Below are 24,575 nucleotides of genomic sequence, written 5' to 3'. Positions count from 1 at the left end.
CGCGAGCCCAGCGAGACCGCGGCGGTGACCGACCGTGTCCGCTTTCGCGGCCCGAATCGCCCCCGACCTTCTTGTTTGCGCTCGAAGACGACGCATACATGCCGACAATCAGCGCGCGCATCGACGACGAGGCGTTCGCGGAACTGGAGCGAGTCGCGGAGCTACTGGACGGGGACCGCAGTACGACCATCCGGAAGGCCCTCGAAGAGGGACTGACGGAACTCCGGGTCCGGGAGGCCGTCGGCCGCTACCAGCAGGGCGACGTCTCCAGCAACGAGGCCGCACGCATCGCCGGCGTCTCGGTCGCCGAGTGGCTCGAGATCGCCCGCGAGCGCAATCTCACGACGCAACTGACCGCCGAGGACCTCCGGCGCGACGCCGAGGCCGCCCAGGAGCTATGAGCCGCGTCTTCGTCGGCGCCACCACGCTCGTCGCGCTCGGGCAGGTGGGCGAACTGCAACTGCTCGATTCCTTCGCCGGCCGGCTCGCCATCCCCGAGTCGGTACGTGCCGAGGTCACTGCCGAACCCGCCCGGACGAATCTCGACCGCTTCCGCTCGGAGAACGGGGTAGACGAGGGCCCCGTCGACACCGGGTGGCACGACGAGGCGCTCCAGGTCCTCGGCGAGTCCGAGCGAAACAGCGATACGGATCTCATCGAGGGCGTTCTCGCGACCGTCGAGGAGCGCGACGACACCGACCGCGACTCCCCCGTCGGCCTGATTTCCGATGACCGCCGCCTGCGGACCGTCGCGGAAGGGCTCGGCGCGACCGTCACCGGGACGTTCGGCGTCGTCGTTCGCGCCGCCGCCGTCGACCGCTACTTCTCGGCCAGCCAGGCCAAACGCGTCGTCCGTCGCATCGACAGCCACGGGACCCACCTCACCGGAGAAATGCGCGAACAGGCCGTGGGAGCCACTGAGTAATCACTGGCTTTCAGATTCCCGCTCGACGGACAGCGGCGTCGCCTATGGCGGCAGCCGCTGCCGGTCCTGCGAGACGCTCGCGTTGCTCGCGACTCGTTGGCTCCCAGAGACTTCGCCCTACGGGCTCAGTCTCTGACGATCTCGCGGGAAGATCACAGCCTCACGGATGTTCCCAAGCCCGAGCATCGTCATGATGAGGCGTTCGCCGCCGAGCCCCCAACCGGCGTGGGGCGGCATCCCGTACTTGAACATCTTGGTGTAGTACTCGAAGGCCTCGGGGTCGAGCCCCTGCTGCTCGAAGCCCTCGACGAGGCGGTCGTAGCGGTGTTCACGCTGGCCGCCGGAGACCAGTTCCATCGACGGATGCATCATGTCGAAGCCCGTCGAGGTCTCCTCGTCGTCGTCGTGGTCCTTGATGTAGAACGGCTTGATCTCGCTGGGCCAGTCCGTGATGAAGTAGTGCTCGCCCACGTCCTGTCCGAGGGCGTGCTCCGCTTCGGTCGGGAGGTCGTCGCCCCACACCAGCGGCTCGTCGAGTTCGCCCGTCGCGTTGATGCGGTCCAGCGCCTCCTCGTAGGTCAGGCGCGGGAAGTCGCCGTCGGGGGTCTCGAAGTCGTCCTGCAGGTCCAGGGCCTCGAGCTGTGCCTGACAGTTCTCCGCGACGCCCTCGTACGCGGCTTTCACGACGGCTTCGCAGGCGTCCATCGCCTCGGAGTGGTCGTAGAAGGCCGACTCGAAGTCGATGGAGGTCGCCTCGTTGAGGTGCCGGGGCGTGTTGTGCTCCTCGGCGCGGAAGATCGGACCGATCTCGAACACACGTTCGAGGCCGGAGCCGACCATCAGCTGCTTGAACAGCTGCGGGCTCTGGTTCATGAACGCCTCGCGCCCGAAGTACGTGATCGGGAACAGCTCGGTCCCGCCCTCGGTCCCGGTGGCGACGATCTTCGGCGTGTTGATCTCCGTACAGCCGAGGTCGCGGAACTGCTCGCGCACGGCACGGAGGACCTCGGCGCGAATCTCGAAGATGGCCTTGACCTCGTCCTTCCGCAGGTCGAGCGTGCGGTTGTCCAGCCGCGTCGGGAGTTCGGCGTCGACCTTCCCGGAGGGGTCGAGCGGGAGTTCGGGGTCGGCCTCGGCGACCACGTCGAGGCTGTCCGGCGTGATCTCGACGCCGGTCGGCGCGCGCTCCTCTTCCTCGACGTCGCCGGTGACGGCGACGACGCTCTCGCGCTGGACGTCGAGTCCGGTCTCGACCAGCTCGTCGTCCATCTCGTCTTTCTCGAACTTGATCTGTATCTTGCCGGTGGTGTCCCGGAGGATCAGGAACGCAATCCCGCCCAGATCGCGAATCTCGTGGACCCAGCCGGCGACAGTGACGGTGTCGCCCGGCTCGGCCTCTGCAGTGTAGGTTCGGTCGTCCATGCTCATCGGTCCGGGTGGACGGGACTTAAGCCCCGTCCATTCACCTCGCCGGAACGGCCGAGTCGTCTCGCTCGTGAGCAGGAGGCAGGGTGGCGTCCCCGATCACTCGTGGGCGTCGTGGGCGCCCTCGACGGTCTCCCGGACCGCGTCGACGCCCTCGTCGTGGACGAGGTCGCCGACGACGATCACGTCCGCGTTGCTCGCCATCCGGTGTGCGGAGTCGTAGTCGTGGATGCCGCCGCCGTAGAAGAGCGTCGCGTCGTCGAGTTCGTCGTGGGCGGCCGCCACCTTCTCGGGGTCGCCCAGGCGTCCGGAGTACTCGACGTAGACGATCTCCTGGCCGAACATCTGTTCGGCGACCTCCGCGTAGGCGGCGACCTCGTCGGCGTCGAGGTCACAGTCGGCAGACGTGTACTCCGCGACGGTGGCGTCGGGGTTCATGACGATGTACGCCTCCGTCCAGGTCCGGGCCCAGTCGATATCGTCGTCCAGCCGCGCCCACTCCTTGTGTGCGCCCGTGATCCAGGCGACGTCGCCGGCGTTGAACACGATGGGGACGAGATAGCCCGCCAGCGCGTCGCTGTGGACGACCGCCTCCGAGTGGCTCGGCTCGATGTACACCGGCACGTCGTACTTCCCGGTGGCGTCGATCACCCGCTCCATCTTCTCCTCCGTCATGCCGGTCGTGCCACCGACCGCGATGGCGTCCGTCCCGGTCTCGCAGACGTCCTCGAAGGTCTCCCCGTCGACCAGCGTCTTGTCCGGGTCGATCTTCAGGACGTGGTCCCACTCGGTCCAGGGGCCACTCATACCCGTGCCATTCCCATCGGGGGGCAAAACGCTTTGGAAACCCGGTCGGGGGAAGGGCGTTCGGCGGATCCGCACGCGGCAACGGCACCGGCGGTGGCGCCCGCTCAGTCGCCGGCGGCTTCCTCGGCCGCCCCGACCTCGGCCTGCCACTCGCGAATCTGTGCCGCGCTGACCCCCTGGATCTCCGTCGCCACCTCGTCGGCGTCGACCGTCCGGAGGTCGTCGAGCGACTCGACGGCGGCGTCGGCGAGTTTCTCCGCCGTCTTCTCGCCCAGTCCGTCGAGGTCGACGAGGGCCGAAAGGGACTGCTCGGCCTTGTACTCCGCGTAGTTGCAGATCGGACAGCCCAGTTCCCACGGCTCGTCGCCGTCGTGAACCACCAGTTCGGGCAGGTCGTGGTCCTCGCAGTACTCCTCGACCACCTCGATATCGCCCCGCCGGGGGAGCGGCAGCGAGTACTCGCAGTCGGGATAGCGCGTACAGCCCACGAGCCGCGACCCGCTCCGGAGGTGCTTGATGGCGAGTTCGCCGCCCGCTCCGGCGGTTTCACCGCCTTCGCCTCGCGTCGCCTCCGGCGTCGCGCCCTCCCCGCACTCGGGACACGCGCCGATGATCTCGTCGTCGCTCTCGTCGGCCTCGTCGGCCCGGCACTGCGGACAGCCGTGGACGAACGTGTCGCGGCCGTCGAGCATCTTCACGTGCGAGAGATCGTGCTCCTCGCAGGTCTCGTCGAGGACGAGCGGTTCGCCCGAACTCGGCAGCGGGAGCGTGTAGGTACAGTCCGGGTAGCCGTCACAGCCGACGAAGAAAGAGCCGTGGCGGCTCTGCCGGATCAGCAGGTCGTGGTCGCTCTCCGGACAGGGACCGAGCGTCCGGTCGGCCTTCAGCGACTCCTGGAGGTAGTCGCCGATCTCCTCGTGGGACTCCCGGAGTTCGTCGAAGACCCGCTCCAGCATCTCCCGGGACTCGTCGGTCACCTCCTCCAGGGTCGCCTCGCCGTTGGCGATGGCCGCCATGTCGGCCTCCAGTTCCGCCGTCATCTCCTCGCTGACGATGTGGTCCGCGAACTCCTCGGCAGCCGAGACGACCGCCTTCGCCAGCGCCGTCGGCTGTGGCGGGTCCCCCTCGATGTAGCCGCGGTCGTACAGTTTTTCGATCACGTTGTGGCGAGTCGCCTTCGTGCCGACCCCCATATCCTCCATGGTCTCGATCAGCCGCGACTGGCCGTACCGGCGGGGCGGCTGGGTCTGTTTGGCCGCCAGTTCGACGTCCGAGACCGCCAGTTCCTCGCCCTCCTCGACCTCGGGCACGAAGTTCTCGCTCGCGCTGGAGTAGGGGTAGACCGCGTGATAGCCCGGTTCCACGAGGCGCTTGCCGTTCGCCTTCAGTTGACGGCCGTTTGCCTCGGCGACGACCCGGAGGTGTGCCCACGTCGCCGGCTCCGCGACGGTTGCGAAAAAGCGGCGGACGACGAGTTCGTAGATTTCCCACTCGTCGTCGTCGAGCTCCGAGCGGTTCGGCAGTTCACCCGTGGGGTGAATCGGCGGGTGGTCGGTCGTCTCCTCGTCGCCCTCGGTCGGCTCGATGTCGTCCAGCGCGAGCAGCGACTCGGCGTCCTCGCCGAACGTCCGGTGGTCGGTGAACGCGTCGAGGAGGTCGTCCGGGTCGAGGTCGTCGGGATAGACCGTGTTGTCCGTCCGCGGGTACGTGATGTAGCCGGCGGTGTACAGCTCCTCGGCGAGGCTCATCGCGCGCTGTGCGGAGTGGCCCAGCGACCCGGCGGCAGAGATGAACTGTGTGGTGTTGAACGGCGCGGGCGGCTCGTCGGTCCGGGTGCGCCGGCGGACCTCCGTGACCGTCGCCGCCTCCGCGTCGAGCAGGGCCTCGTGAGCCGCGTCGGCGCTGTCCTCGTCCCAGACGCGCTCGGCCTCGCTGCCGTCGTCGTCGTAGAAGTACTGCGCCTCGAAGGCCTCCTCCCCTTTGTGCAGGTCGGCGAACAGCTCCCAGTAGTCCTCGGGGTCGAAGGCCTCGATCTCGCGCTCGCGGTCGACGATGAGCTTCAGCGTCGGCGACTGGACCCGGCCGACGGAGATGAAGTCGTCGCCCAGTTGCCGGGCCGAGAGGGAGAGAAAGCGGGTCAGCGCCGCGCCCCAGATGAGGTCGATGATCTGACGCGCCTCGCCGGCCGCCGCGAGGTCGAAGTCGATGTCGTCGGGGTCGGCGAAGGCGTCCCGGACCTCACGTTCGGTGATCGAGGAGAACCGGACCCGTTTGATCGGCGCGTCGGTCTCCTCGCGGATGATCTCGTAGGCTTCCTTCCCGATGAGCTCGCCCTCGCGGTCGTAGTCCGTCGCGATGACGGCCTCGTCGGCCCGCTGCGACAACTCGCGGAGGGTTGCGACGATGTTCTCTTTCGTCGGCGACTTCGTGATCTCGGCGTCGATGAGTTCGACCGGCTCCACGTCCCGCCAGTCGTTGTACTCCGGCGGGAAGTCGACGCCGACGACGTGCCCCGAGAGGCCGACGACCCGTTTCTGCCCCCAGCGGTAGACGTTGACGCCGTTCCGGCGCTCGGTCTCGGCGGTGCCCTCGCTGAGAATCTCGGCGATGCGCCGCGCGGCGTTGTCCTTCTCCGTGATGATTAGCTCCACGGCGACCCACCTCCCGGTACGCAGGTGCTCATTGTACCCCCCTAAGCGGAGCCACGTTCTAAAGGTTTCGTAGCGGAAAACCGCCGGAAGGGGCGGCTCCAGGCGCGTGCGAGTCACGCGTCGCTCGCGCGCGTGCGAACGACGTATACCCCGCAGGAGTACGACGAGTGGGAGCGCGACGAGGAGCGCCAGCGCGCCGTACAGCGTCGGAAGTGCCGGCGCGACGATGCCGCCAACCGACCACGCGGCGAGAGCTGCGAGCAGCGCCAGCCCGTAGACGACCCACTCGCGGCGCGCCGCCGCAGCCGCCGGCACGAGGGTCGCGACGGGCCGCGCGACGCCGACCGTGACCGCGAGCGCCACGCCGAGCGCCACCGCCGACCGCGTCGTCGGGTCGCCACCGACCCCGCTTCTGACCGCCACGTCGACCGCCAGCAGCGCCGGGCCGGCGAGGAGGCCGACCATCCCCGCGCGAGTCGAGGAAACCGGCGGCACGAGCGGGGACAGCACGAGCAAGGCCCCGGTCAGATACAGCACGAACAGCACGATGGCGCTGGCCCCGCCGACCGCGGTGAGGAGTTCGAACCCGCTACGGGAGACGAAGGGGAGGGCGGCGAGGCCGGCGGCGATGCCGGCGACGCCGACCAGCAGAACCCCCCCGCGCCTGAGATTGCGACGCGTCCGGTCGTCGAACGCCGGCGGCGGGAGGAGCGGCCGTCTCGCCGGCCCGCCGATTCCGAGCGCGAGTGCCAGCAGGCCGGCCGCGAAGTGGCCCGCGAGCACCGCCGCGACGAGAAAGAGCGGCCCGACGACGCCCTCCGGCGGCGCGTTCAGCGTCGCCAGCAGGCCGTCCGGGACCGTCCCACCCGCGTCCTCGATCAGGTCCGTCGCGCGAACCGCCAGCCAGCCCGTCGCGCCGTATCCCGCCAGCGCGAACAGACACAGGACTGTGCGGACGACGCCGCCGCGGGACGCCGTGATACCGCGCGCTCCCGTTTCCGCGTTCTCCGACTCCCACCCCATTTCCGTTCGGGGTTCGACAACGGGAATGAAAAGACTGTCTTCGAGACAGACGCTACGAAACCAGGACCGTCAACCGTCCAACTCCGCCCGCAACAGCTCGTTCACGTCGCCGGGGTCCGCAGAGCCGCCGGTCTTCTGCATCACCTGACCGACGAGGAAGTTGATGGCGCCGCCCTCGCCGTCGTGGTAGTCCGCGACCGCGTCGGGGTTCTCGTCGATGGCTTCGGTGACAGCCGCGGCGATCTCGTCCTCACCGGTCTTGCCGAGGCCCTCGGCCTCGACGATGGCGTCCGGGTCGTTGCCCTCGTCGAGCATCCGCCGGAGGACGGTCTCGTGGGCGTTTTTCGCCGTGATCTCGTCGGCCGCGACGAGTTCGATCAACCGCGTCACCTCGTCGAGTCGGCCCTCGATCTCGGTGATCTCGATGTCGCGGTAGTTGAGTTCGCCGAGGAGGTTGTCCGCCACCCACGTCGCCGCGAGGGCCGGGTCGTAGGCCTCGGCCACGTCCTCGAAGAAGTCCGCCACCTGCTTCGTGGAGGTGAGCTTCGAGGCCGCCTCCTCGCTCAGGTCGTACTCGCGCTGGAACCGCTCGCGGCGTGCGTCCGGCAGTTCCGGGATGGCGATCTCGTCTTTCCAGCCGGCCACCTGCAGGGGCGGGAGGTCCGCCTCCTGGAAGTAGCGGTAGTCCTTCTCCTCCTCCTTCGAGCGCATCGAGACGGTGTTCCCGTGGGTCTCGTTGAAGTGGCGCGTCTCCTGTTCGACGGCCTGACCCGACTCGATGAGCTTCTTCTGTCGCGAGCGCTCGAAGGAGAGGGCCTTCTCCGCGCCCTTGTGACTGGAGATGTTCTTGACCTCCGTCCGGTTCGCGTCCTCGAGGACGGCCTCGTCGATGTCGCCGTCGTCGCCGACCTCCTCGGCGGGGACCATCGAGAGGTTGGCGTCGATGCGGAGCGACCCGTCGCGGGTGGGATCGAACACGCCGAGGTACTCGAGGACCTCCTCCAGTTTTTCGAGGAAGGCCCGGACCTCCTCGGGGTCGCGGAAGTCCGGCTCGGTGACGACCTCCATCAGCGGCGTCCCCGCGCGGTTGTAGTCGACGAGGGTGTAGTCGGCGCGGTCGATGGAGCAGGTCCGGGTCTCGATGTCCTCCCGGCCCTTGCGGACGTGTTTGATGCTCCCGGGGTCCTCTTCGAGGTGCGCCCGGCGGATGGCGACGGTACGGCGGTCGCCGCCGACGCTGAACTCGAGTTCGCCGTCCTGGCAGATGGGCGCGTCGTACTGGGTGATCTGGAAGTTCTTGGGCAGGTCAGGGTAGTAGTAGTTCTTCCGGTGGAACCGGGTGTCCTCGGGAATCGTCGCGTCGATGGCCTTCCCGACCTTGACCGCCGCCTCGACGGCCCCCTCGTTGAGCACCGGGAGCGCGCCGGGGAGCCCGAGACACACCGGACAGGTGTTGGTGTTTGGCTCCTCGGCGGCGTCGGTCGAACAGCCACAGAAGATCTTCGTGGCCGTCTCCAGTTGGACGTGGACCTCCAGCCCGATGACGGCGACGAGGTCCCCCGTTTCGACAGCCTGTGCAGTCATTACCCGCGATTCGAGAGCCGCCGGCTAAAGGCTAACGCTACGCGCGATGGCGGCAATCGCGGTCCGGAGCGGGCCGGCGGCCGCCCGCCACCGTTCCCGCCGCCCGGGAGCGGACGAGGGGTTCTTGTCGACCCGCGCCGTATCGCCGTCGTGTTCACCCCGAAACTCCGCAAGCTGAGCTACGCGTGGCTACTGGTACAGGGACTGTTCGCGGCGGTCGCGCCGAAGCGGAACCTCGACCTCAACGTCCGGCTCTGGGGGTTCCCCTTCGAGAACGCGGGCGAGCTCGAACCGAGCGACTGGTACGTCCGGACCGTCCGGGCCGCCGGCGTCGGCATGCTCGCGGCCGGCGGCGTCGGCCTCCTGCTGGAGGACCGCGCCGAGTCGACCGCCGCGGAGAGCGACGAAGAAGTCGAGGTCGATGACGAACCGGAGACGGTGAGCGTCGACGGCTGACGGTCACTCCCGGACGATCTGCCCGTCGAGGTAGGCGTCGATCTTGTCGTTGGTCGCGCGCGTCTCCTTGACGAACGTGACGACGCGCTCGCCGTCGGCCTCGCGGTCCTCGTCGATCCGCAGGTGCAGCCCCATCCCCTCCAGATGGGCGAGCAAGTCGTCGATCACGTCCGACGGCGCGCGCACGGTGTGTTCCTCGCCGACGGTCTCGCCGCCCTGGACGTCCTCGATGGTGTCGAGCATCGGCAACAGGATCGACTCCCCGAGGTCGTGAGCGCGCTCCCGACGGGTCGCTTCGTCCTCCTCCCACTCGATGGCCTGGAACCCCTCGCGGATGATGCGGCGAAAGAGGAACGCCTGACCGTAGTCGAACGGGAGGTCGAACGCGTGAGCCAGGTCGTCCTGGTTGGCCGCCGAGGTGGTGTACTTCAGGTACTGAGTGTCGTCGAGCGCCTTCATCACGATGCCTTCCCGACCCTCGGCGTCGAGTTCGTCGAGCAGGTCGGGCAGCGCATCGACGGCCTCCTCGGGCGTGAAAACGCCGTGGAACGGGACCTCCGGGAAGTCGTACTGGCGACAGAGGTCCTTCCGCTTCGCGATGGGCAGGGGGTCGCCGGACGCCCGGTCCCGGACGTCGAAAGCGGCAAAGGCGAGCGAGTCCACGTCGGGATACTCGTGGTCGGTGTAGGGGTTCTCCGGGCCGTAGATCTCCCCACAGAGCTGGAGTTCGGGGTGGTCGTCGAAGAACGCGTCGAGGCCGTCGAGCATCGCTTTCACCTTGTGGGTGGTGAACGGGCAGACGATCCCGCTCCGGGTGAACGCCAGGATGCGGTCGTCGGCGACGCTGGCGACGCGGACGTTGTAGCCGTTGAGTTTCTCCTCGACGGCGAGTTCGCCGTCGAAGTAGCGGGGCACCCCCTCGGCGAGGATCAGCGTCCGCGGAATCTTGGGAAACCCGGCGACCACGTCCCCTTCGATCAACACCGTGCCGCGGTCGAGCGAACTCCGATAGTCCGGGAGATGGCGGTACTCCAGGTCCCGAAACTCCCGGTGCTCGAAGCCGTCGAGCAGGCTCTCGAACTGGGGACGGGACACACCCAGTTGCCGGTGGTACTCCATGCGTACGTCCACGCCGCCCGACGGAAAAACCGTAACGGGAATTCCCGGCGACTACGACCCGGCAGGTGGCTATTTGACTATCGAGTGACTACTGTCGGGTGATGGCCGACTACCCGCTCAAACAGCGGTTCGTCGTCGACACGTCGACGGTGTTGACCGAGGAGATACGAGCGGACGACGAGAGCCTCAACGACGCCGCTCACCGCCTGCTCGATCTGATCGCGGAGGCGAAACTCGGCCTCGACATCTCCTGTTATATGCCGCCGTCGATCTACGAGGAGCTCAGGCTGATGCTCGAGGACCGCGAGGTCGACGACGAGGTGTTCTCGAAGCTCAACACCTGGATCATCAAGAAAAACCCCGCGCGATTCGAGGTGATGATCCCAGCCGAGATCGTCTACGAGTTCATCGACGAGATGTCCGACCGCGTCGACCGTGGCCTCCGGGTGTCGGAGAAGGCCGTCCGGAAGGCCGAGGAGTCCAGGGCCGAGGAGGTCACCGAACACGAGTACATGAGCCACGTCGACCAGGTCATCTCGGACCTGCGCGACGAGTACCGCACGACGCTCCGTCAGGGCGTACTCGACTCGCGGGAGGATTTCGACCTCCTGATCCTCGCCAGGGAACTCGACGCCGGCGTCGTCACCGAGGACCAGGGTATCATCAACTGGGCCGAGGACTTCGGCCTGCGATACATGAAAGGGCGGGACTTCCCCGTCCTGCTCGAGGAGTACCTCCAGGCGTCCGACCGGACGGAGTACTGACTGGGACCCCCCACACGGAGGGTGCACTCGCGTTCCAGTCCACGACCCGTGAGTGTGGTGGCGACGGTCTCAAATAGGGCTACTCGTCGTCTCCCCGTTCGCTGGTGAGCCGCCGATAGAACAGGTATCCGACTCCGCCCACGCTTGCGAGCGTGCTGGACAGTCCGAAGCCAGGGCCGTCACCGGTGGTGGTGTCGGCATCGGATTCGGGTGACTCGTCCTCGCTCGTGGCAGACTCCGACCCGGTCGTGGCGGTCGCGTCACCGGCGACTGGGGTCGGTGACTGCGTCGCCGTGGAGGCCTCCGGCTCCGGATCACCGGGGAGGCCAGGCGGACCGATCGGGTTGTCCTCGCCTGTGCTTCCGTCGGCATTGGCCGGCCCCGAGGTCGCCGTGGTGGTCCCCGAGTCCGGTTCGCCAGCGGAACTGGGCGGTCCGGGCGGTTCGAACGGACCGTCTTCGACCGGCCCCGCTGACGGCGTCGGCGTGGAAGGTTCCGCGTCCGAATCACCAGACGAATCGGGCGGCTCGAACGGACTGTCCTCGCCCGTATCGCCGCCATCCGCGTCGCTCGGCGTGTCGATCTCGTCGACCGCTTGGAGCGTCGTCCCGAACGACGGTTCGGCGGCCGCCAGTTCAGCCAGGCTCGTCCGAGCTGCGTCGACGTGCTCGGCGAGAAGTCCCTGCTCAGCGAGTTCCTCGTGTGCGTCCGTGACCGAAGCAGCGAGCGTCAGCGCGGCGACGCGGGTGAACTGTGTCGTCCCAGATTCACTGATCAGACCGGTGAACGTCTCTTTCTGCCCGGTTTCGTAGCCTCTCGACTCGGCATACCGTCGTTTCGTTTCTTCGACGGTCCTCCGTTCGTTCGCTCGGCGCTCGTCGTACGCCTCCTCCAGGTCGGTTATCAGCCCCTCGGCCCGGTCGAACTCCCGGTTTTCCAGTGCTGACGAGAGGTCTGCGACCAGCGACTCGATGTGGTCGCTCATCCGGAGACCCCCGGAGCCGAATCGAGATCGATGTCCCAGCGATCGTCGACCTCCGAAATCGCAGCCGAAACGTCGTCCTGTCGTCGCAAGGCGTCGACGACATCGTCGAGTGTAACCGGCTCACCGCGCTGTACGCCCGCAATCCCGCGGGCATGGATCGTCATCAGCGCCTGAATCGTGAATTTACCGACGAAAGACCCGATGGCTCGCACAGTTGCGACCGCCAGTCCGGCCTGTGTAAAGACGGTCCCGACCAGGCCTGCGATCCGCCAGATCTCTTCGTCGTTCCGGACCCCGGTGCTCAGTTTGTAGACGTTTTCCAGAATGTTTACGAACTCCAATCGGGCGTCTAGCTCGTTCAGAAACGTTTCTGCTGTCGAGGCGACCCGGTCCAGTTGGTTCGTCGCAGCGACCGACGCTTCTTGCATCCCCTCGTCCGTTCCGGCGAGCCCGTTACGGCGGACGGTCGCGGACGAGAACCTCTCGTTGAGCGAGGAGAGCCCGGCCTCTGCATTGGTGAGTCGGCTGGCGAGCGTCGCCGGAAGTTGTGTACCGAACGGTCCGAACCCGTCGCCGATTTCGACCGTTCGCTGGAGCGTGAGGTTAGCGGCCGTCTCGGAGACGCGGTCCTCGAAGACGGCGGCGAACTCTTCGGCCGATCCGTACTCGTCGGCCAGCGAATCGGCGTAGGGATCGTCGACTATCTCAGTGATAGCAGTCGCCGCTTCCGTCTGGCGTGCCTCCGAAAAGCCGAGGCTGAGGAGATCCTCGAACGCCCCGTCGAGGAGTGCTCGCAGGAGATCGCCGTTGGGGACTAACCCGGACAGTCTAGGATCAGCCAGGAGTTCGGTGATCGAGACCTGCAACAGGGCGACCGAGACGCCGAGTTTGATCATGAATTCGGTGGTGGTGACGGCCACCTGCTGTTGGTTCCCCACACCGTCCGTCGCGGTCGTCGTTTCGAGGAGGCGTTTCGAGATGCGTTCGCCGAAAATGAGCCGTCTGACAGCGTCCCTCGGGAGTTGCTCGTCGTCGAACGCGCCGGCTTCGAGATCGTCGGTGTACGTCGAGAGGAGCGCTTCGACCCGCTCCCGTTCGGAGACGTACACAGCGAGTTCGTCGATGTCGGCCGCCAGCGACCGTTTACTGTCGGCCGCTTCGACGAACGACTCGGGAAGGGACTCTTGCCTGCCGTCACCTGACGAGGGTGTCCCCTCCGTGCGAGGCTGTTCGTGATGACCAAGCGTCCGCAGAGTCACCCGCGATCCGTCCGACGACCCCGAGATCTCCGCATCCAGCGCGTAGACGTTCCCGCCGTAGGTCCCGACGTAGACGGTCCCGTCCGCGACCGTCGGGGACGAGAACACGGGCGATCCCGATTCGAAGAACCACTGTTCGGTCCCGTCGCCCGCATCGATCGCGTAGAGGTGAGTGTCCCCACTCCCGACGTAGACGACGCCGTCCGCTACTGTCGGCGACGATTGGACGCCATCGTCCGTCTGGAAACGCCACCGTTCAGTGCCATCGCTCACCGAGACCGCGTACACAGCGCCGTCCAGACTGCCGACGTAGACAGTGCCGTCCGCCACTGTCGGTGACGAACCGACGCCGGGGGGCCCACCACCACTCTCGTACGCCACGAAGCGCCACTGTTCGGCTCCATCGCTCGCCGCAAGCGCGAACACCCGACTGTCCGCGTTCCCGGCGTAGACAGTCCCGTCCGCTACCGTCGGCGACGAAATCACCTCGTCGATCGTCTCGAAGCGCCACTGTTCGGTCCCATCGGGCGCTGAGAGCGCGTACACGTTCCCGTCTTCACTCCCGACGTACACGGTGCCATCCGCTACAGTCGGCGACGACCCCACACGACCGTCCGTCTCGAAGCGCCACCGTTCGGTCCCATCGGGCGCTGAGAGCGCGTACACGTTCCCGTCTTCACCCCCGACGTACACGGTGCCATCCGCTACAGTCGGCGACGACCCCACACGACCGTCCGTCTCGAAGCGCCACCGTTCGGTCCCATCGGGCGCTGAGAGCGCGTACACGTTCTCGTCCCCACCTCCGATGTACACGGTGCCGTCCGTCACCATCGGCGACGACGCGACAGGTCTGCCCGTCTGGAAGCGCCACCGTTCGGTGCCATCGCTCGCATCCAGCGCGTACACGTTGCCGTCGTAACTTCCGACGTACACGGTGCCGCCAACCACTGTCGGCGACGAGTACACCCGCTCGCCCGTCGAGAACGACCACCGCATTCGGTCCTCGCCTCGTCGCTGCGCACTGGCGGACGGACTCACAGTCAGGCCAGCCAGGCTGGCCCCTGCCAAGGTCCCGGTCTTCAGGAGCGTCCGCCTGTCGAACCGCTCGCTAGCCCTTCCCCACGTTCCACCCGACTGTTCATTCATTAGTTATACGTTACAATGAATTTCAACCGGATTAAATATTGCCACTTGTTAATCAAACTATCATAAATTGGCTATCGAAGTAGTGTTTTGATCGATTGTCCCGACACTCGCGGTCGAGCACAGTTCTTGATCGGTCGAGGGTCAGGACCACCGCTTTCGACCGCGCCGGACGTATCAGAAAGGATGTGAATGTCTGACGTAACTTTATGCGGACGGAGTCGGGGTGTAGTGGTATGGCGAGTGGTAATCGAGTCGAAGAACTCGAATCGCGGGTCAAAGAACTGGAAGCGACCGTCGACGGGCTCACCGACGAGCTCGTCGAGTGCAAGGTACGCATTCGGGAGCTAGAGAACGCGGTCGACAGCGAAGACCCGCTCACGCGTGCGGACAAGGCGAACGCGGAGACGCCGCCACAGGAGCCGGACGCAACGGCCGACCCGGACGCGGTCGAGGCGGAGACCGCCGACGCGGCCGCCGACGCGACGGCGGAGCCGGCCGACACGTCTAAATCCGAGGGGCCCGACGCTGACGAAAACGAGTCCGACGAGAGCGAAAGCGACATCATCATCGCCTGACGGTCGGGCTCGTCCACGAGCACCCCCATGCACATCAAAGAGCTCGTCCTCGACGATTTCAAGAGCTTCGGCCGGAAGACACGAATCCCCTTCTACGAGGACTTCACGACGATCAGCGGCCCGAACGGCTCGGGCAAATCCAACATCATCGACGCCATCCTCTTCGCGCTCGGACTCGCCCGCACGTCGGGCATCCGCGCGGAGAAACTGACCGACCTCATCTACAACCCCGGCCACCAGGACGGCGAGGGCGGCGGCGACGGCGAACGAGAGGCCCAGGTCGAGGTCATCCTCGACAACGCCGACGGCACGCTCGACCGCTCGCAGGTCGTCAACGCCGCCGGCACCGAGGACGTCGGCGGCGTCGAGGAGATCTCCATCAAGCGCCGGGTCAAGGAGACCGAGGACAACTACTACTCGTACTACTACATCAACGGCCGCTCGGTCAATCTCGGCGATATCAAGGACCTGCTGGCCCAGGCCGGCGTCGCGCCCGAGGGGTACAACGTCGTCATGCAGGGCGACGTGACCGAGATCATCAACATGACCGCCGCCTCCCGGCGTGAGATCATCGACGAGATCGCCGGCGTCGCCGAGTTCGACGCCAAGAAGGAGGACGCCTTCGAGGAACTCGAAACCGTCCAGGAGCGCATCGAGGAGGCCGAACTCCGGATCGAGGAGAAGCGGACTCGCCTCGACCAGCTCGAAGACGAACGCGAGACGGCCCTGGAGTACCAGGAACTCAGAGAGGAGAAAGAGGAGTACGAGTCCTACCGGAAGGCCGCAGAGCTGGAGGACAAACGCGAGGAACGCGACGAGATCGAAGCCGAGGTCGACGAACTGGAGGCCGAACTCGAAGCCCTCCAGCGCGAACTCGACGAGCGCGAGGGGAAGGTCGTTCGACTGGAGGAGGACCTCGAAGACCTCAACGCCGAGATCGAGCGCAAGGGCGAGGACGAGCAGCTCGCGATCAAACGCGAGATGGAGGAGATCAAAGGCGAGATCGCCCGGCTCGAGGACGCCGTCGAGTCGGCCGAGGCGGGGATCGAGGACGCGGAAAACGAGCGCCGCGAGGCGTTCGTCGCCATCGACCGCAAGCAGGAGCGCATCGACGAACTGGAGGACGACATCCGCGAGACGAAGGTCGCGAAATCCGGTATCAAAGCCGACATCCAGGAGGAGGAAGGCGAACTCGCCGACCTCGAAGCGAAGATCGACGACCTCGGCGAGGAGTTCGAGGAAGTCAAGGCGGAACTCGACGAGAAGCGGGCCGCGCTGGAGGATGCCAAATCCGAAAAAAACGACCTCCAGCGCGAGCAGGACCGGCTGCTCGACGAGGCGCGCCGGCGCTCGAACCAGCAACGCGAGACGGAAGCGGAGATCGAGGACGCGGAGGCCCGCATCCCCGAGATCGAGGCCGAGATCGGCGACCTGGAGACCGAACTCGAAAAGGCCGAACAGAACCGCGAGACCATCTCCGGCGTCGTCGAGGACCTCAAGCGGGAGAAACGCGAGTTGCAGTCGAACCTCGACGAGATCGAGGACGAGATTTCGGCCAAACAGCAGGAGTACGCGGAACTGGAGGCCAAGGCGGGCAAGGACGGCGACTCCTCGTACGGCCGCGCGGTGACGACCATCCTCAACGCCGACAAAGAGGGCGTCCACGGGACGGTCGGACAGCTCGGCGGCGTGAACCCCGAGTACGCGACCGCCTGTGAGACCGCCGCCGGCGGCCGCCTGGCCCACGTCGTCGTCGACGACGACGGTATCGGTCAGCACTGTATCGAGTACCTCAAGTCCCGGAACGCCGGGCGAGCGACCTTCCTGCCGCTGACGGAGATGCACCAGCGGTCCCTGCCTTCCCTCCCCGACCGCGCGGGCGTGGTCGATTTCGCGTACAACCTCGTCGATTTCGACGAGCAGTACGCCGGCATCTTCGCGTACGTGCTCGGCGACACGGTCGTCGTCGAGGACATGGACACCGCCCGCGACCTGATGGGCGACTACCGGATGGTCACGCTGGAGGGCGACCTCGTGGAGAAGTCCGGTGCGATGACCGGCGGCTCCTCGAAGGGGACGCGCTATTCGTTCTCCGGCGGACAGGGCCAACTGGAACGGGTCGCCCAGCGGATCAACGACCTCGAAGACGAGCGCCAGTCCATCCGCACGGACCTGCGTGACGTGGAGGAACGGCTCGACGACGCCCGCGACCGCAAATCCGACGCGACCGACCAGGTCCGCGAGATCGAGAGCGAGATCGAGAGCCTGGCGGCCGAACGCGAGGAGGTCGAGGAGCGCATCGAGCGGCTCGAGTCCGAACTCGACGAGATCGAAGCCGAACGCGAGGAGGTCTCCGACCGGATGGACGAACTGGAGGCCGAGATCGGCGAGCGGACCGACGAGATCGAGGAGATCGAAGCCGAGATCGCGACACTGGAGGCCGAGATCGAGGACTCGGAGCTGCCCGACCTCACCAGCCGGGCCGACGAGGTCCGGGCCGAGATCGACGACCTCGAGGACGAACTGGACGACCTCGACGCCGACCTGAACGAGCTCCAACTGGAGAAACAGTACGCCGAGGAGGCCATCGAGGAGCTCCACGACGACATCGAGGACGCCCAGAACCGCAAGGCCGAAAAGCAGGAGCGCATCGCCGACCTCGAAGCCGAGATCGACGAGCAGGAAGCCCTGCTCGAAGAGAAGGAGGCAGCGGTCGCGGAACTCGAAGAAGAACTCGCGGACCTCAAGGCCGACCGGGAGGACCTGAAAGACGACCTGAAAGCCGCTCGCGAGGCTCGCGACGAGCAGGAGCGGCAGGTGAACGCGGTCGAGAGCGACCTCGACGAGTACGGCGAGGAACTCGACCGGCTGGCGTGGGAGATCGACGAACTCGACTCCCAGGTCGGCGACTACGACCCCGAAGAGGTCCCCGACCACCACGAGGTGAAATCGCGCATCGGCCGCCTCGAGAGCGAGATGGAGAAACTGGAGCCGGTGAACATGCTCGCCATCGAGGAGTACGACGAGGTGCAGGCCGACCTCGACGACCTGACGGACAAGAAGGGGACGCTCGTCGAGGAGGCGGAGGGGATCCGCGAGCGCATCGAATCCTACGAGGCAAAGAAGAAGGCGACGTTCATGGACGCCTACGAGAGCATCAACGGCCACTTCGAGGACATCTTCGAGCAGCTCTCTGACGGCACCGGGACGCTGCACCTCGAAGACGAGGACGACCCCTTCGAGGGCGGGCTGACGATGAAGGCCCAGCCAGGGGACAAGCCGATCCAGCGGCTGGCGGCGATGTCCGGCGGCGAGAAGTCCCTGACCGCGCTCGCGTTCATCTTCGCCATCCAGCGGCACAACCCCGCGCCCTTCTACGCGCTGGACGAGGTCGACGCCTTCCTCGACGCCGCGAACGCGGAGATGGTCGGGGAGATGGTCGACGACCTCGCGGGCGACGCGCAGTTCGTCGTCGTCTCCCACCGCTCGGCGATGCTCGAACGCTCCGAGCGGGCCATCGGCGTGATGATGCAGGCCGACGAGAACGTGTCGGCGGTGACGGGGATCGACCTCTCGGGCGACGGCGACCCCGAGGAGGAGGTGCCTGCCGATGACTGACGGTGGCGAGGACCCCGAGGAGATGCTGAACATCTCCGGCCACGAGGAGCGCGAGCCGCCAGGCTCGGACGGCGCGAGCGGGGAGCGAAGCGACCCGGGAGCGAGCGAGCGGCCGGGCGACGCGAAGTCGATGCTCGGCAGTGAGGGCGAAGACGCCGACGAGGAGTCGGCGGACGACCGGGCCGACACGTCGGACGGCGAAGACGAGGCGGAGGTCCAGCCCGTCGAGGTGCTGGTCGCGCTCGCCAAGGACGGCGAGATCGAGCCGTGGGACATCGACATCGTGACGGTGACGGACAAGTTCCTCGACCGGCTCGACGAGGCGGACCTGCGGACCTCGGGCCGGGCGCTGTTCTACGCGAGCGTCCTCCTGCGGATGAAAAGCGACGTCATGCTGAACGACGACGAGCCCGTGGAGCCCGACCCGGAACCGTGGGAAGCAGCTGCACGGGGCGAGGAGACGCCCATCGACCCGGACGCGGACCCCTTCGCCGAACTCGACGCCGAGATGGAGCGACGGCTCGAACGGAAACGGGCCCGCGGGATGCCACAGACGCTCGACGAACTCGTCCGCGACCTCCGGGAGGCCGAACGGGACACCTGGTGGAAGGAATCCCGGGAGTACGACACCAGCGACTCGCCACAGGGCTTCTCGCGGGGGACACAGGAACTCGACTACCGCGCCGGCGACGACTTCCGGATGGACGACGAGCCGACCGTCGCGGACGTGACCGGGACGGCCCACGCCGAGGACATCGACACCATCATCGACGACGTGTACGGTGCCTGCCTCGAACGGTGGGAGGCCGGCCGCGACGAGGTCCTGTACGCCGAGATCGCCGAGTCCGGCGGCACCCGCGTCGAGACGTTCCTCGGCCTGCTCTTTCTCGCGCACCGCGGCCAGGTCCGCCTCCAGCAGGACGACCTCTTCGGCGACCTCTGGGTGCAGGACCCCAACGCCGCCCAGGGCTCGGAAGAAGCCGTCGCGGACTGATACGTCCGTTTTCCCGCCGCGAGCCGACCGCCGAAAGAGCTAAGCACTCTCGTGGCGTATGGTAACAGTGAACATGACTCCGACGACACTCCAGGAGCGCCTTGAGGCGAGCGAGGGGCGGATCGACGTCGAGGCGTACCTGGAAGCGGTGGCGTACGTCAGGGACGACGGCCGGCACTGAGGGACTGGCCGCGGACGGTCGTCGGTTCTCGGGACTGGTCGGCACCGATAGCCGACGCTGTTTTGTGAGTGACACTCGCAGGGCAGGGCATGGCACCCGCCGACCGACGGACCCTCCTGCGAGCGCTCGCGAGCGGCGGCGCCGTCCTGCTCGCCGGCTGTGAGGGGGACGAGACGGCCCCGACGACGGACGACGTAACGACGCGGCCGCCGACGGACGCGACCGCGGCACCGACGAGCGCGGCGACCACGACGGGGGCGACACCGGACGAGGGGACACCGACCGACGGGGAGACGCCGGACGACGCGGCGTTGCGGGAGACGGCCGAGGCGGTCGTCTCGCGGATGGCCGACGGCGAGTTCGAGGCCGCTCGGGAGTCCTTCGATACGACGATGCGCGAGCAGGTCGCGGCCGCCGACCTCGCGGACATCTGGACGGCGTTCCGCGGCGAGAAGGGGCCGTTCGTCGGGATCGTCGACACCGAGGTCACGACGGTCTCGGGGTACCGGACGGTCCTCGTCACGGTCAGGTACACGGACGGACGCACGCGATTCGGGCTGTTGTTCGACGACCGGGGACAGGTCGACGGCATCCGCCCGGCACCGGCCGAGACCGCGTGGTCGCCGCCGGCCTACGCCGACGAGTCGGCGTTCACCGAGTCGGAGCGGTCGATCCGCGCGACCGACGGCTGTACGCCGGGGGCGACGCTGACGATGCCGACGGGCGAGGAGTTCGTGCCAGGCGTCGTACTCGTCCACGGTTCGGGCCCGAGCGACCGCGACGGGACCGTCGGCCCGAAAAGCCCTACAAGGACCTCGCGTGGGGGCTGGCGAGCCGCGGGATAGCCGCGTTGCGCTACGAGAAGCGAACCGCGGCCTGCCGGATCGAAGGCACGCTGAACATCAACGAGGAGGTGACGGACGACGCGCTGGCGGCCGCGGAACTGCTGCGCGACGAGGATCTCGTCTCCGACGGCGACGTGATAGTGGCCGGCCACAGCCTCGGCGGGGCCCTGGCGCCCCGCATCGCGACCGAGGACCGCGGACTGGCGGGGCTCGCCATGCTCGCCGCGCCCGCACGCCCGCTCACGGAGGTACTCGTCGACCAGTACGAGTACCTCGCGAACCTCGACGGGACGGTCACGGAGATGGAGGGGGAACGCCTCGATGAGGTACGCACGGCCGTCGACCGCATCGAATCCGGCGACGTGGGACAGGAGGAGACCGTCCTCGGCGCCAGCGGCGCGTACTGGAACAGTCTCCTGGCATACGACCCGACCGCGACCGCCGACGCCCTGGGCCGGCCGGCGTTCGTCCTGCAGGGCGAACGGGACTACCAGGTCACCGTCGAGGGCGACCTCACGGAGTGGCGCGTTGCGTTCGCCGACAACGCCGACGCGCGAATCGAGCAGTACCCCTCGCTGAACCACCTGTTCATGCCCGGCGAGGGCCAGCCGACGCCCGCGGAGTACTACGAACCGAGCCACGTCGCCGAGTCGGTCGTCGCCGACCTCGCCTCGTGGGTCCGCGATACGGTCGACGTGGGCCAGTGACCGGGCGATGACGGTCGCGTGTGGGTGGCGACTGTTCCGGCCGGTCACCGCCTGGCGCGTCAGACGCTGGCGGTGGATTCATCCGGCAGGTCACCGAAAGCGGGCGTATGGACACACGGCAGGCCCTGCTGGTCGACGCGTTCACGGAGGAGCCGATGACGGGGAACCCCGCCGGGGTCGTCCCCGACGCCGACGGCCTCGACGACGAGCAACTGGGCGCCATCGCGAGCGAACTCGGCGCGAGCGAGACCGCCTTCCTCACCGACTCGGACGCGGCCGACCGGCGCGTGCGCTATTTCACGCCGGCCAACGAGGTCGACCTCTGCGGGCACGCGACGGTCGCGAGCCACGCCTACCTCTTCGAGCGCGGCCACATCGACGCCGGCGAGCACACCCTCGAAACGAACGTCGGCGAACTGACGATCACCGTCGACGACACCGGGTTAGTCTGGATGACGCAGGACCAGCCCGACATCCGCCGGGTCGACGTGGACTACGACGAGGTGGCCGCGGCGCTCGGACTGGACATCGCCGCGCTCGAAGACGTTGGCGCGGACCTGCCGCTTGCCCGCGCGACGACCGGCCTCCCCTTCCTGCTGGTGCCGGTCAACTTCATCGACCACCTGCGGGCGCTGGAGCCGGACATGCGCGCCATCGAGGAGATCAGCGACGAGGCCGAGACCGCCGGCATCTACGCGTTCACGTTCGACACGCTCGACGGCGACGCGACGCTGCACGCGCGGATGTTCGCGCCCGGCGAGGGCGTTCCCGAGGACCCCGTGACCGGGACGGCCAGCGGCGCCTGCGGGGCCTACCTCCGGGAGTACGACGCGTTCGACTCGATACCCGAGGAGATGGTCTTCGAGCAGGGTCACTTCGTCGACCGCCCGGGCCGCGTCCACGTGAAGGTGGGGGCCGAAATCGAGGTCGGCGGCCGGGCCGTGACGACGCTCGACGGGGACCTGGTCGTCCCCGAGTCCGAGGACGACGAGATCATCGAGGTGTAGGGGTCGTCGTGGTGTCGCGGCGAGGGCAGGACCGGGCGTGAGTCGGCGGGAGCGAGGCAGGGCAGCGACCGCGTGTACGAGGAGCGAACCCGGTGAATGACCGGGAGACAGCGGCTGAACGGGAGCGAAACGGGCGACCGGCGGAGAACGGGCGCGACCGCTGGCGCGGTTCGGAACCTTCTTTATCGGTGTTGGTCACGTCACAGGTGAGGACATGGCTGTACTCTGGCTGGACGAAATCGGGGCGGACGACCTCGAGTCGGTCGGCGGGAAGGCGGCCTCGCTGGGGGAACTGACGGCCGCCGGTCTGCCGGTCCCCCCCGGGTTCGTCGTCACGGCGGGGACATACCGACGGTTCATCGAGGAGACGGGTATCGACGAGGAGCTGTTCGAGGCCGTCGACGTCGACGCCGAGGACTCGAAGGCACTGGCCGAAGCCGAATCGCGCGCCAAGGAACTGATCCTCGAAACCGACCTCCCCGAGGGACTCCGCGAGGAGATGCTCGGGACCTACGCGGAGATCGGCGACGGCGAGGCGTTCGTCGCCGTCCGCTCGTCGGCGACCGCCGAGGACCTCCCGGACGCCTCCTTCGCGGGCCAGCAGGAGACGTTCCTGAACGTCACCGCCGACGACCTGGTCGACCGGATCAAGCGCTGCTGGGCCTCCCTCTTTACCCAGCGGGCGACCTACTACCGCCAGGAACAGGGCTTCGCCCACGACAAGGTCGACATCGCCGTCGTGGTCCAGCAGATGGTCGCCGCCGAGAAGTCGGGCGTGATGTTCACGTCGCACCCGTCGACCGGCGAACCGAAGATCATCATCGAGGCCGCCTGGGGTCTCGGCGAGGGCGTCGTCTCCGGCTCCGTGACGCCGGACAACTACGTCATCGACCGCACCACTGGCGAGGTGACCGACGTGGAGGTCGCCGACAAGAAGACGATGTACGACAAGGACGCGGAGACGGGCGAGACCGGGGAACGGCCCGTCCCCGAGGAGAAACGGACCGAACAGGTCCTCTCCGAGGCCGAGATCGACCGGCTCTGTGAACTCGGCGAGGAGGTCGAGGACCACTACGACACCCCACAGGACGTGGAGTGGGCGATCTTCGAGGGCGAAGTGTATATGCTCCAGTCCCGCCCCATCACGACGATCTCCGAGGGCGAGGGCAGCGCCGCCACCGCCGACGGGAGCGGCACGGCCGTCGAGGAGGGCGGCGAGGCGCTACTCTCCGGGCTCGGCGCCAGCCCCGGTATCGCCTCCGGCGCCGTCCGCACCGTCGACAAGCTCGACCAGCTCGACAAGGTCGGCGAGGGCGACATCATCGTCACCGAGATGACGACGCCGGACATGGTGCCCGCGATGAAACGCGCCGCCGGAATCATCACCGACGAAGGCGGGATGACGTCCCACGCCGCCATCGTCGCCCGCGAACTCGGCGCGCCCGCCGTCGTCGGCACCGGGACCGGCTCCGAGGTGCTCGAAGACGACCAGGTCGTCACCATCGACGGCGACAAGGGGACCATCCGCGAGGGGCGTCAGGCCGAGGAAGAGACCGAACCCGTCGAGGAGGCCAAACCGAAGACGCCGGTCAAGCCGATGACCGCGACCGAGGTGAAGGTCAACGTCTCCATCCCGGAGGCCGCCGAACGCGCGGCCGCGACCGGCGCCGACGGCGTTGGCCTGCTCCGCATCGAGCACATGATCCTCTCGACGAACAAGACGCCCACCCGCTACATCGAGGACCACGGCGAGCGGGCCTACATCGAGGAGATCATCGACGGCGTCCGGACCGTCGCCGACGAGTTCTACCCCCGGCCGGTCCGGACCCGGACGCTCGATTCCCCCACCGACGAGTTCCGCCAGCTCGAGGGCGGCGACGACGAACCCGTCGAACACAACCCGATGCTCGGCTACCGCGGCATCCGCCGGAGCCTCGACACGCCCGGCGTGTTCAAACACGAGCTCGAGGCCTTCCGCCAGCTGTTCGAGATGGGCTACGACAACGTCGAGATCATGTTCCCGCTGGTCAACGACGCCGAGGACGTGATGCGCGCCAAGGCGCTCATGGAGGAGGTCGGCATCGACCCCCAGAAGCGCCGCTGGGGCGTCATGATCGAGACGCCCGCCGCCGCGCTGGGCGTCGAGGAGATGGCCCAGCAGGGCATCGACTTCGCCTCCTTCGGGACGAACGACCTCACACAGTACACGCTGGCCGTCGACCGCAACAACGAGAACGTCGCCGACCGCTTCGACGAACTTCACCCCAGCGTCCTCGAACTCATCAGCCAGACCATCGAGACCTGCCGTGAATACGGCGTCGACACCTCGATCTGTGGGCAGGCCGGCTCCAAGCCACGGATGGTCAGACACCTCGTCAACGAGGGCGCCACCTCCATCTCGGCCAACATCGACGCCGTCCGCGACGTACAACACGAGGTCAAACGCATCGAGCAGAAGCTCATACTCGACTCGGTGCGCTGAGCGGTCCGCCCGGAGACAGCCA

At 67.4% G+C, this 24,575-nt stretch carries 18 protein-coding genes; 11 read left to right on the top strand and 7 right to left on the bottom strand.

Annotated elements, in window-relative coordinates; genetic code table 11:
* Positions 1-98: 98 nt before the first annotated feature.
* Positions 99-401 (top strand): UPF0175 family protein, encoded by a 303-nt coding sequence (locus tag MUG96_RS04895; protein ID WP_246987039.1) that lies wholly within the window; start codon positions 99-101, stop codon positions 399-401.
* A complete protein-coding gene (locus MUG96_RS04890) occupies positions 398-925 on the top strand; it encodes a PIN domain-containing protein (protein ID WP_246987037.1) in 528 nt (175 codons plus the stop codon). Before MUG96_RS04895 ends, MUG96_RS04890 begins: the two co-directional genes overlap by 4 nt.
* Positions 926-1,042: 117 nt before the next feature.
* On the opposite strand, the gene aspS is transcribed toward MUG96_RS04890, so the two are convergent.
* The 4 genes from aspS to gatB form a co-directional block, all read right to left on the bottom strand.
* Entirely contained in the window at positions 1,043-2,347 is a 1,305-nt protein-coding gene (gene aspS / locus MUG96_RS04885; protein ID WP_246987035.1) for an aspartate--tRNA(Asn) ligase, read from the bottom strand.
* 102 nt (positions 2,348-2,449) lie between these two features.
* The gene (locus MUG96_RS04880; protein WP_246987033.1) at positions 2,450-3,157 is read right to left on the bottom strand and encodes a phosphoglycerol geranylgeranyltransferase; all 708 of its coding nucleotides are present in this window, start codon (positions 3,155-3,157) and stop codon (positions 2,450-2,452) included.
* 104 nt (positions 3,158-3,261) lie between these two features.
* Positions 3,262-5,808, bottom strand: coding sequence for a DNA topoisomerase I (locus MUG96_RS04875; RefSeq protein ID WP_246988623.1), 2,547 nt, complete (start codon positions 5,806-5,808; stop codon positions 3,262-3,264).
* Positions 5,809-6,900: 1,092 nt separating this feature from the next.
* A complete protein-coding gene (gene gatB, locus MUG96_RS04870; RefSeq protein WP_246987031.1) occupies positions 6,901-8,415 on the bottom strand; it encodes an Asp-tRNA(Asn)/Glu-tRNA(Gln) amidotransferase subunit GatB in 1,515 nt (504 codons plus the stop codon).
* Between the two features lie 150 nt (positions 8,416-8,565).
* Between gatB and MUG96_RS04865 the strand changes: the two genes are divergently transcribed.
* Entirely contained in the window at positions 8,566-8,871 is a 306-nt protein-coding gene (locus tag MUG96_RS04865; RefSeq protein ID WP_246987029.1) for a DUF6199 family natural product biosynthesis protein, read from the top strand.
* 3 nt (positions 8,872-8,874) lie between these two features.
* On the opposite strand, the gene MUG96_RS04860 is transcribed toward MUG96_RS04865, so the two are convergent.
* A complete protein-coding gene (locus MUG96_RS04860; protein WP_246987027.1) occupies positions 8,875-9,990 on the bottom strand; it encodes an RNA ligase in 1,116 nt (371 codons plus the stop codon).
* 101 nt (positions 9,991-10,091) lie between these two features.
* Here MUG96_RS04860 and MUG96_RS04855 point away from each other — a divergent pair, with 101 nt between their 5' ends.
* Entirely contained in the window at positions 10,092-10,754 is a 663-nt protein-coding gene (locus MUG96_RS04855; protein WP_246987025.1) for an RNA ligase partner protein, read from the top strand.
* A gap of 79 nt (positions 10,755-10,833) precedes the next feature.
* Here MUG96_RS04855 and MUG96_RS04850 read toward each other — a convergent pair whose 3' ends face one another.
* Together MUG96_RS04850 and MUG96_RS04845 are read right to left on the bottom strand one after the other, a co-directional pair.
* Entirely contained in the window at positions 10,834-11,739 is a 906-nt protein-coding gene (locus tag MUG96_RS04850; protein WP_246987023.1) for a hypothetical protein, read from the bottom strand.
* On the bottom strand, positions 11,736-14,144 hold the full coding sequence (locus MUG96_RS04845; RefSeq protein WP_246987021.1) for an outer membrane protein assembly factor BamB family protein: 2,409 nt from the start codon (positions 14,142-14,144) through the stop codon (positions 11,736-11,738). Before MUG96_RS04845 ends, MUG96_RS04850 begins: the two co-directional genes overlap by 4 nt.
* A 233-nt stretch (positions 14,145-14,377) precedes the next feature.
* On the opposite strand from MUG96_RS04845, the gene MUG96_RS04840 reads away from it, so the two are divergent.
* From MUG96_RS04840 to ppsA, 7 genes are all read left to right on the top strand, one after another.
* The gene (locus MUG96_RS04840; protein ID WP_246987019.1) at positions 14,378-14,719 is read left to right on the top strand and encodes a DUF7518 family protein; all 342 of its coding nucleotides are present in this window, start codon (positions 14,378-14,380) and stop codon (positions 14,717-14,719) included.
* Positions 14,720-14,746: 27 nt separating this feature from the next.
* A complete protein-coding gene (smc, locus tag MUG96_RS04835; RefSeq protein WP_246987017.1) occupies positions 14,747-18,337 on the top strand; it encodes a chromosome segregation protein SMC in 3,591 nt (1,196 codons plus the stop codon).
* On the top strand, positions 18,330-19,331 hold the full coding sequence (locus MUG96_RS04830) for a segregation/condensation protein A (protein WP_246987016.1): 1,002 nt from the start codon (positions 18,330-18,332) through the stop codon (positions 19,329-19,331). The genes smc and MUG96_RS04830 overlap by 8 nt, the downstream gene beginning before the upstream one ends.
* 270 nt (positions 19,332-19,601) lie before the next feature.
* Positions 19,602-20,357 (top strand): DUF3887 domain-containing protein, encoded by a 756-nt coding sequence (locus MUG96_RS04825; protein ID WP_246987014.1) that lies wholly within the window; start codon positions 19,602-19,604, stop codon positions 20,355-20,357.
* 5 nt (positions 20,358-20,362) lie between these two features.
* Positions 20,363-21,064 (top strand): alpha/beta hydrolase family protein, encoded by a 702-nt coding sequence (locus tag MUG96_RS04820; protein ID WP_246987012.1) that lies wholly within the window; start codon positions 20,363-20,365, stop codon positions 21,062-21,064.
* Positions 21,065-21,171: 107 nt separating this feature from the next.
* Positions 21,172-22,071 (top strand): PhzF family phenazine biosynthesis protein, encoded by a 900-nt coding sequence (locus MUG96_RS04815; RefSeq protein WP_246987010.1) that lies wholly within the window; start codon positions 21,172-21,174, stop codon positions 22,069-22,071.
* Between the two features lie 214 nt (positions 22,072-22,285).
* Complete coding sequence (ppsA, locus tag MUG96_RS04810) at positions 22,286-24,553, top strand: phosphoenolpyruvate synthase (RefSeq protein WP_246987008.1); 2,268 nt, start codon at positions 22,286-22,288, stop codon at positions 24,551-24,553.
* The last annotated feature ends 22 nt before the right edge of the window (positions 24,554-24,575 follow it).

The organism is Halorientalis marina (genome assembly GCF_023028345.1).
Classification (GTDB): domain Archaea; phylum Halobacteriota; class Halobacteria; order Halobacteriales; family Haloarculaceae; genus Halorientalis; species Halorientalis marina.
Note: the sequence above shows the minus strand (reverse complement) of the source record. Positions and strands in the feature narration are given on the sequence as shown.

Excerpts from the sequence above, each read along its gene's own strand:
- MUG96_RS04895 (WP_246987039.1), top strand. The coding sequence starts at position 99 with ATGCCGACAATCAGCGCGCGCATCGACGACGAGGCGTTCGCGGAACTG.
- MUG96_RS04890 (WP_246987037.1), top strand. The coding sequence starts at position 398 with ATGAGCCGCGTCTTCGTCGGCGCCACCACGCTCGTCGCGCTCGGGCAG.
- aspS (WP_246987035.1), bottom strand. The coding sequence starts at position 2,347 with ATGGACGACCGAACCTACACTGCAGAGGCCGAGCCGGGCGACACCGTC.
- MUG96_RS04880 (WP_246987033.1), bottom strand. The coding sequence starts at position 3,157 with ATGAGTGGCCCCTGGACCGAGTGGGACCACGTCCTGAAGATCGACCCG.
- gatB (WP_246987031.1), bottom strand. The coding sequence starts at position 8,415 with ATGACTGCACAGGCTGTCGAAACGGGGGACCTCGTCGCCGTCATCGGG.
- MUG96_RS04860 (WP_246987027.1), bottom strand. The coding sequence starts at position 9,990 with ATGGAGTACCACCGGCAACTGGGTGTGTCCCGTCCCCAGTTCGAGAGC.
- MUG96_RS04855 (WP_246987025.1), top strand. The coding sequence starts at position 10,092 with ATGGCCGACTACCCGCTCAAACAGCGGTTCGTCGTCGACACGTCGACG.
- MUG96_RS04850 (WP_246987023.1), bottom strand. The coding sequence starts at position 11,739 with ATGAGCGACCACATCGAGTCGCTGGTCGCAGACCTCTCGTCAGCACTG.
- MUG96_RS04845 (WP_246987021.1), bottom strand. The coding sequence starts at position 14,144 with ATGAATGAACAGTCGGGTGGAACGTGGGGAAGGGCTAGCGAGCGGTTC.
- MUG96_RS04840 (WP_246987019.1), top strand. The coding sequence starts at position 14,378 with ATGGCGAGTGGTAATCGAGTCGAAGAACTCGAATCGCGGGTCAAAGAA.
- smc (WP_246987017.1), top strand. The coding sequence starts at position 14,747 with ATGCACATCAAAGAGCTCGTCCTCGACGATTTCAAGAGCTTCGGCCGG.
- MUG96_RS04830 (WP_246987016.1), top strand. The coding sequence starts at position 18,330 with ATGACTGACGGTGGCGAGGACCCCGAGGAGATGCTGAACATCTCCGGC.
- MUG96_RS04825 (WP_246987014.1), top strand. The coding sequence starts at position 19,602 with ATGGCACCCGCCGACCGACGGACCCTCCTGCGAGCGCTCGCGAGCGGC.
- MUG96_RS04815 (WP_246987010.1), top strand. The coding sequence starts at position 21,172 with ATGGACACACGGCAGGCCCTGCTGGTCGACGCGTTCACGGAGGAGCCG.
- ppsA (WP_246987008.1), top strand. The coding sequence starts at position 22,286 with ATGGCTGTACTCTGGCTGGACGAAATCGGGGCGGACGACCTCGAGTCG.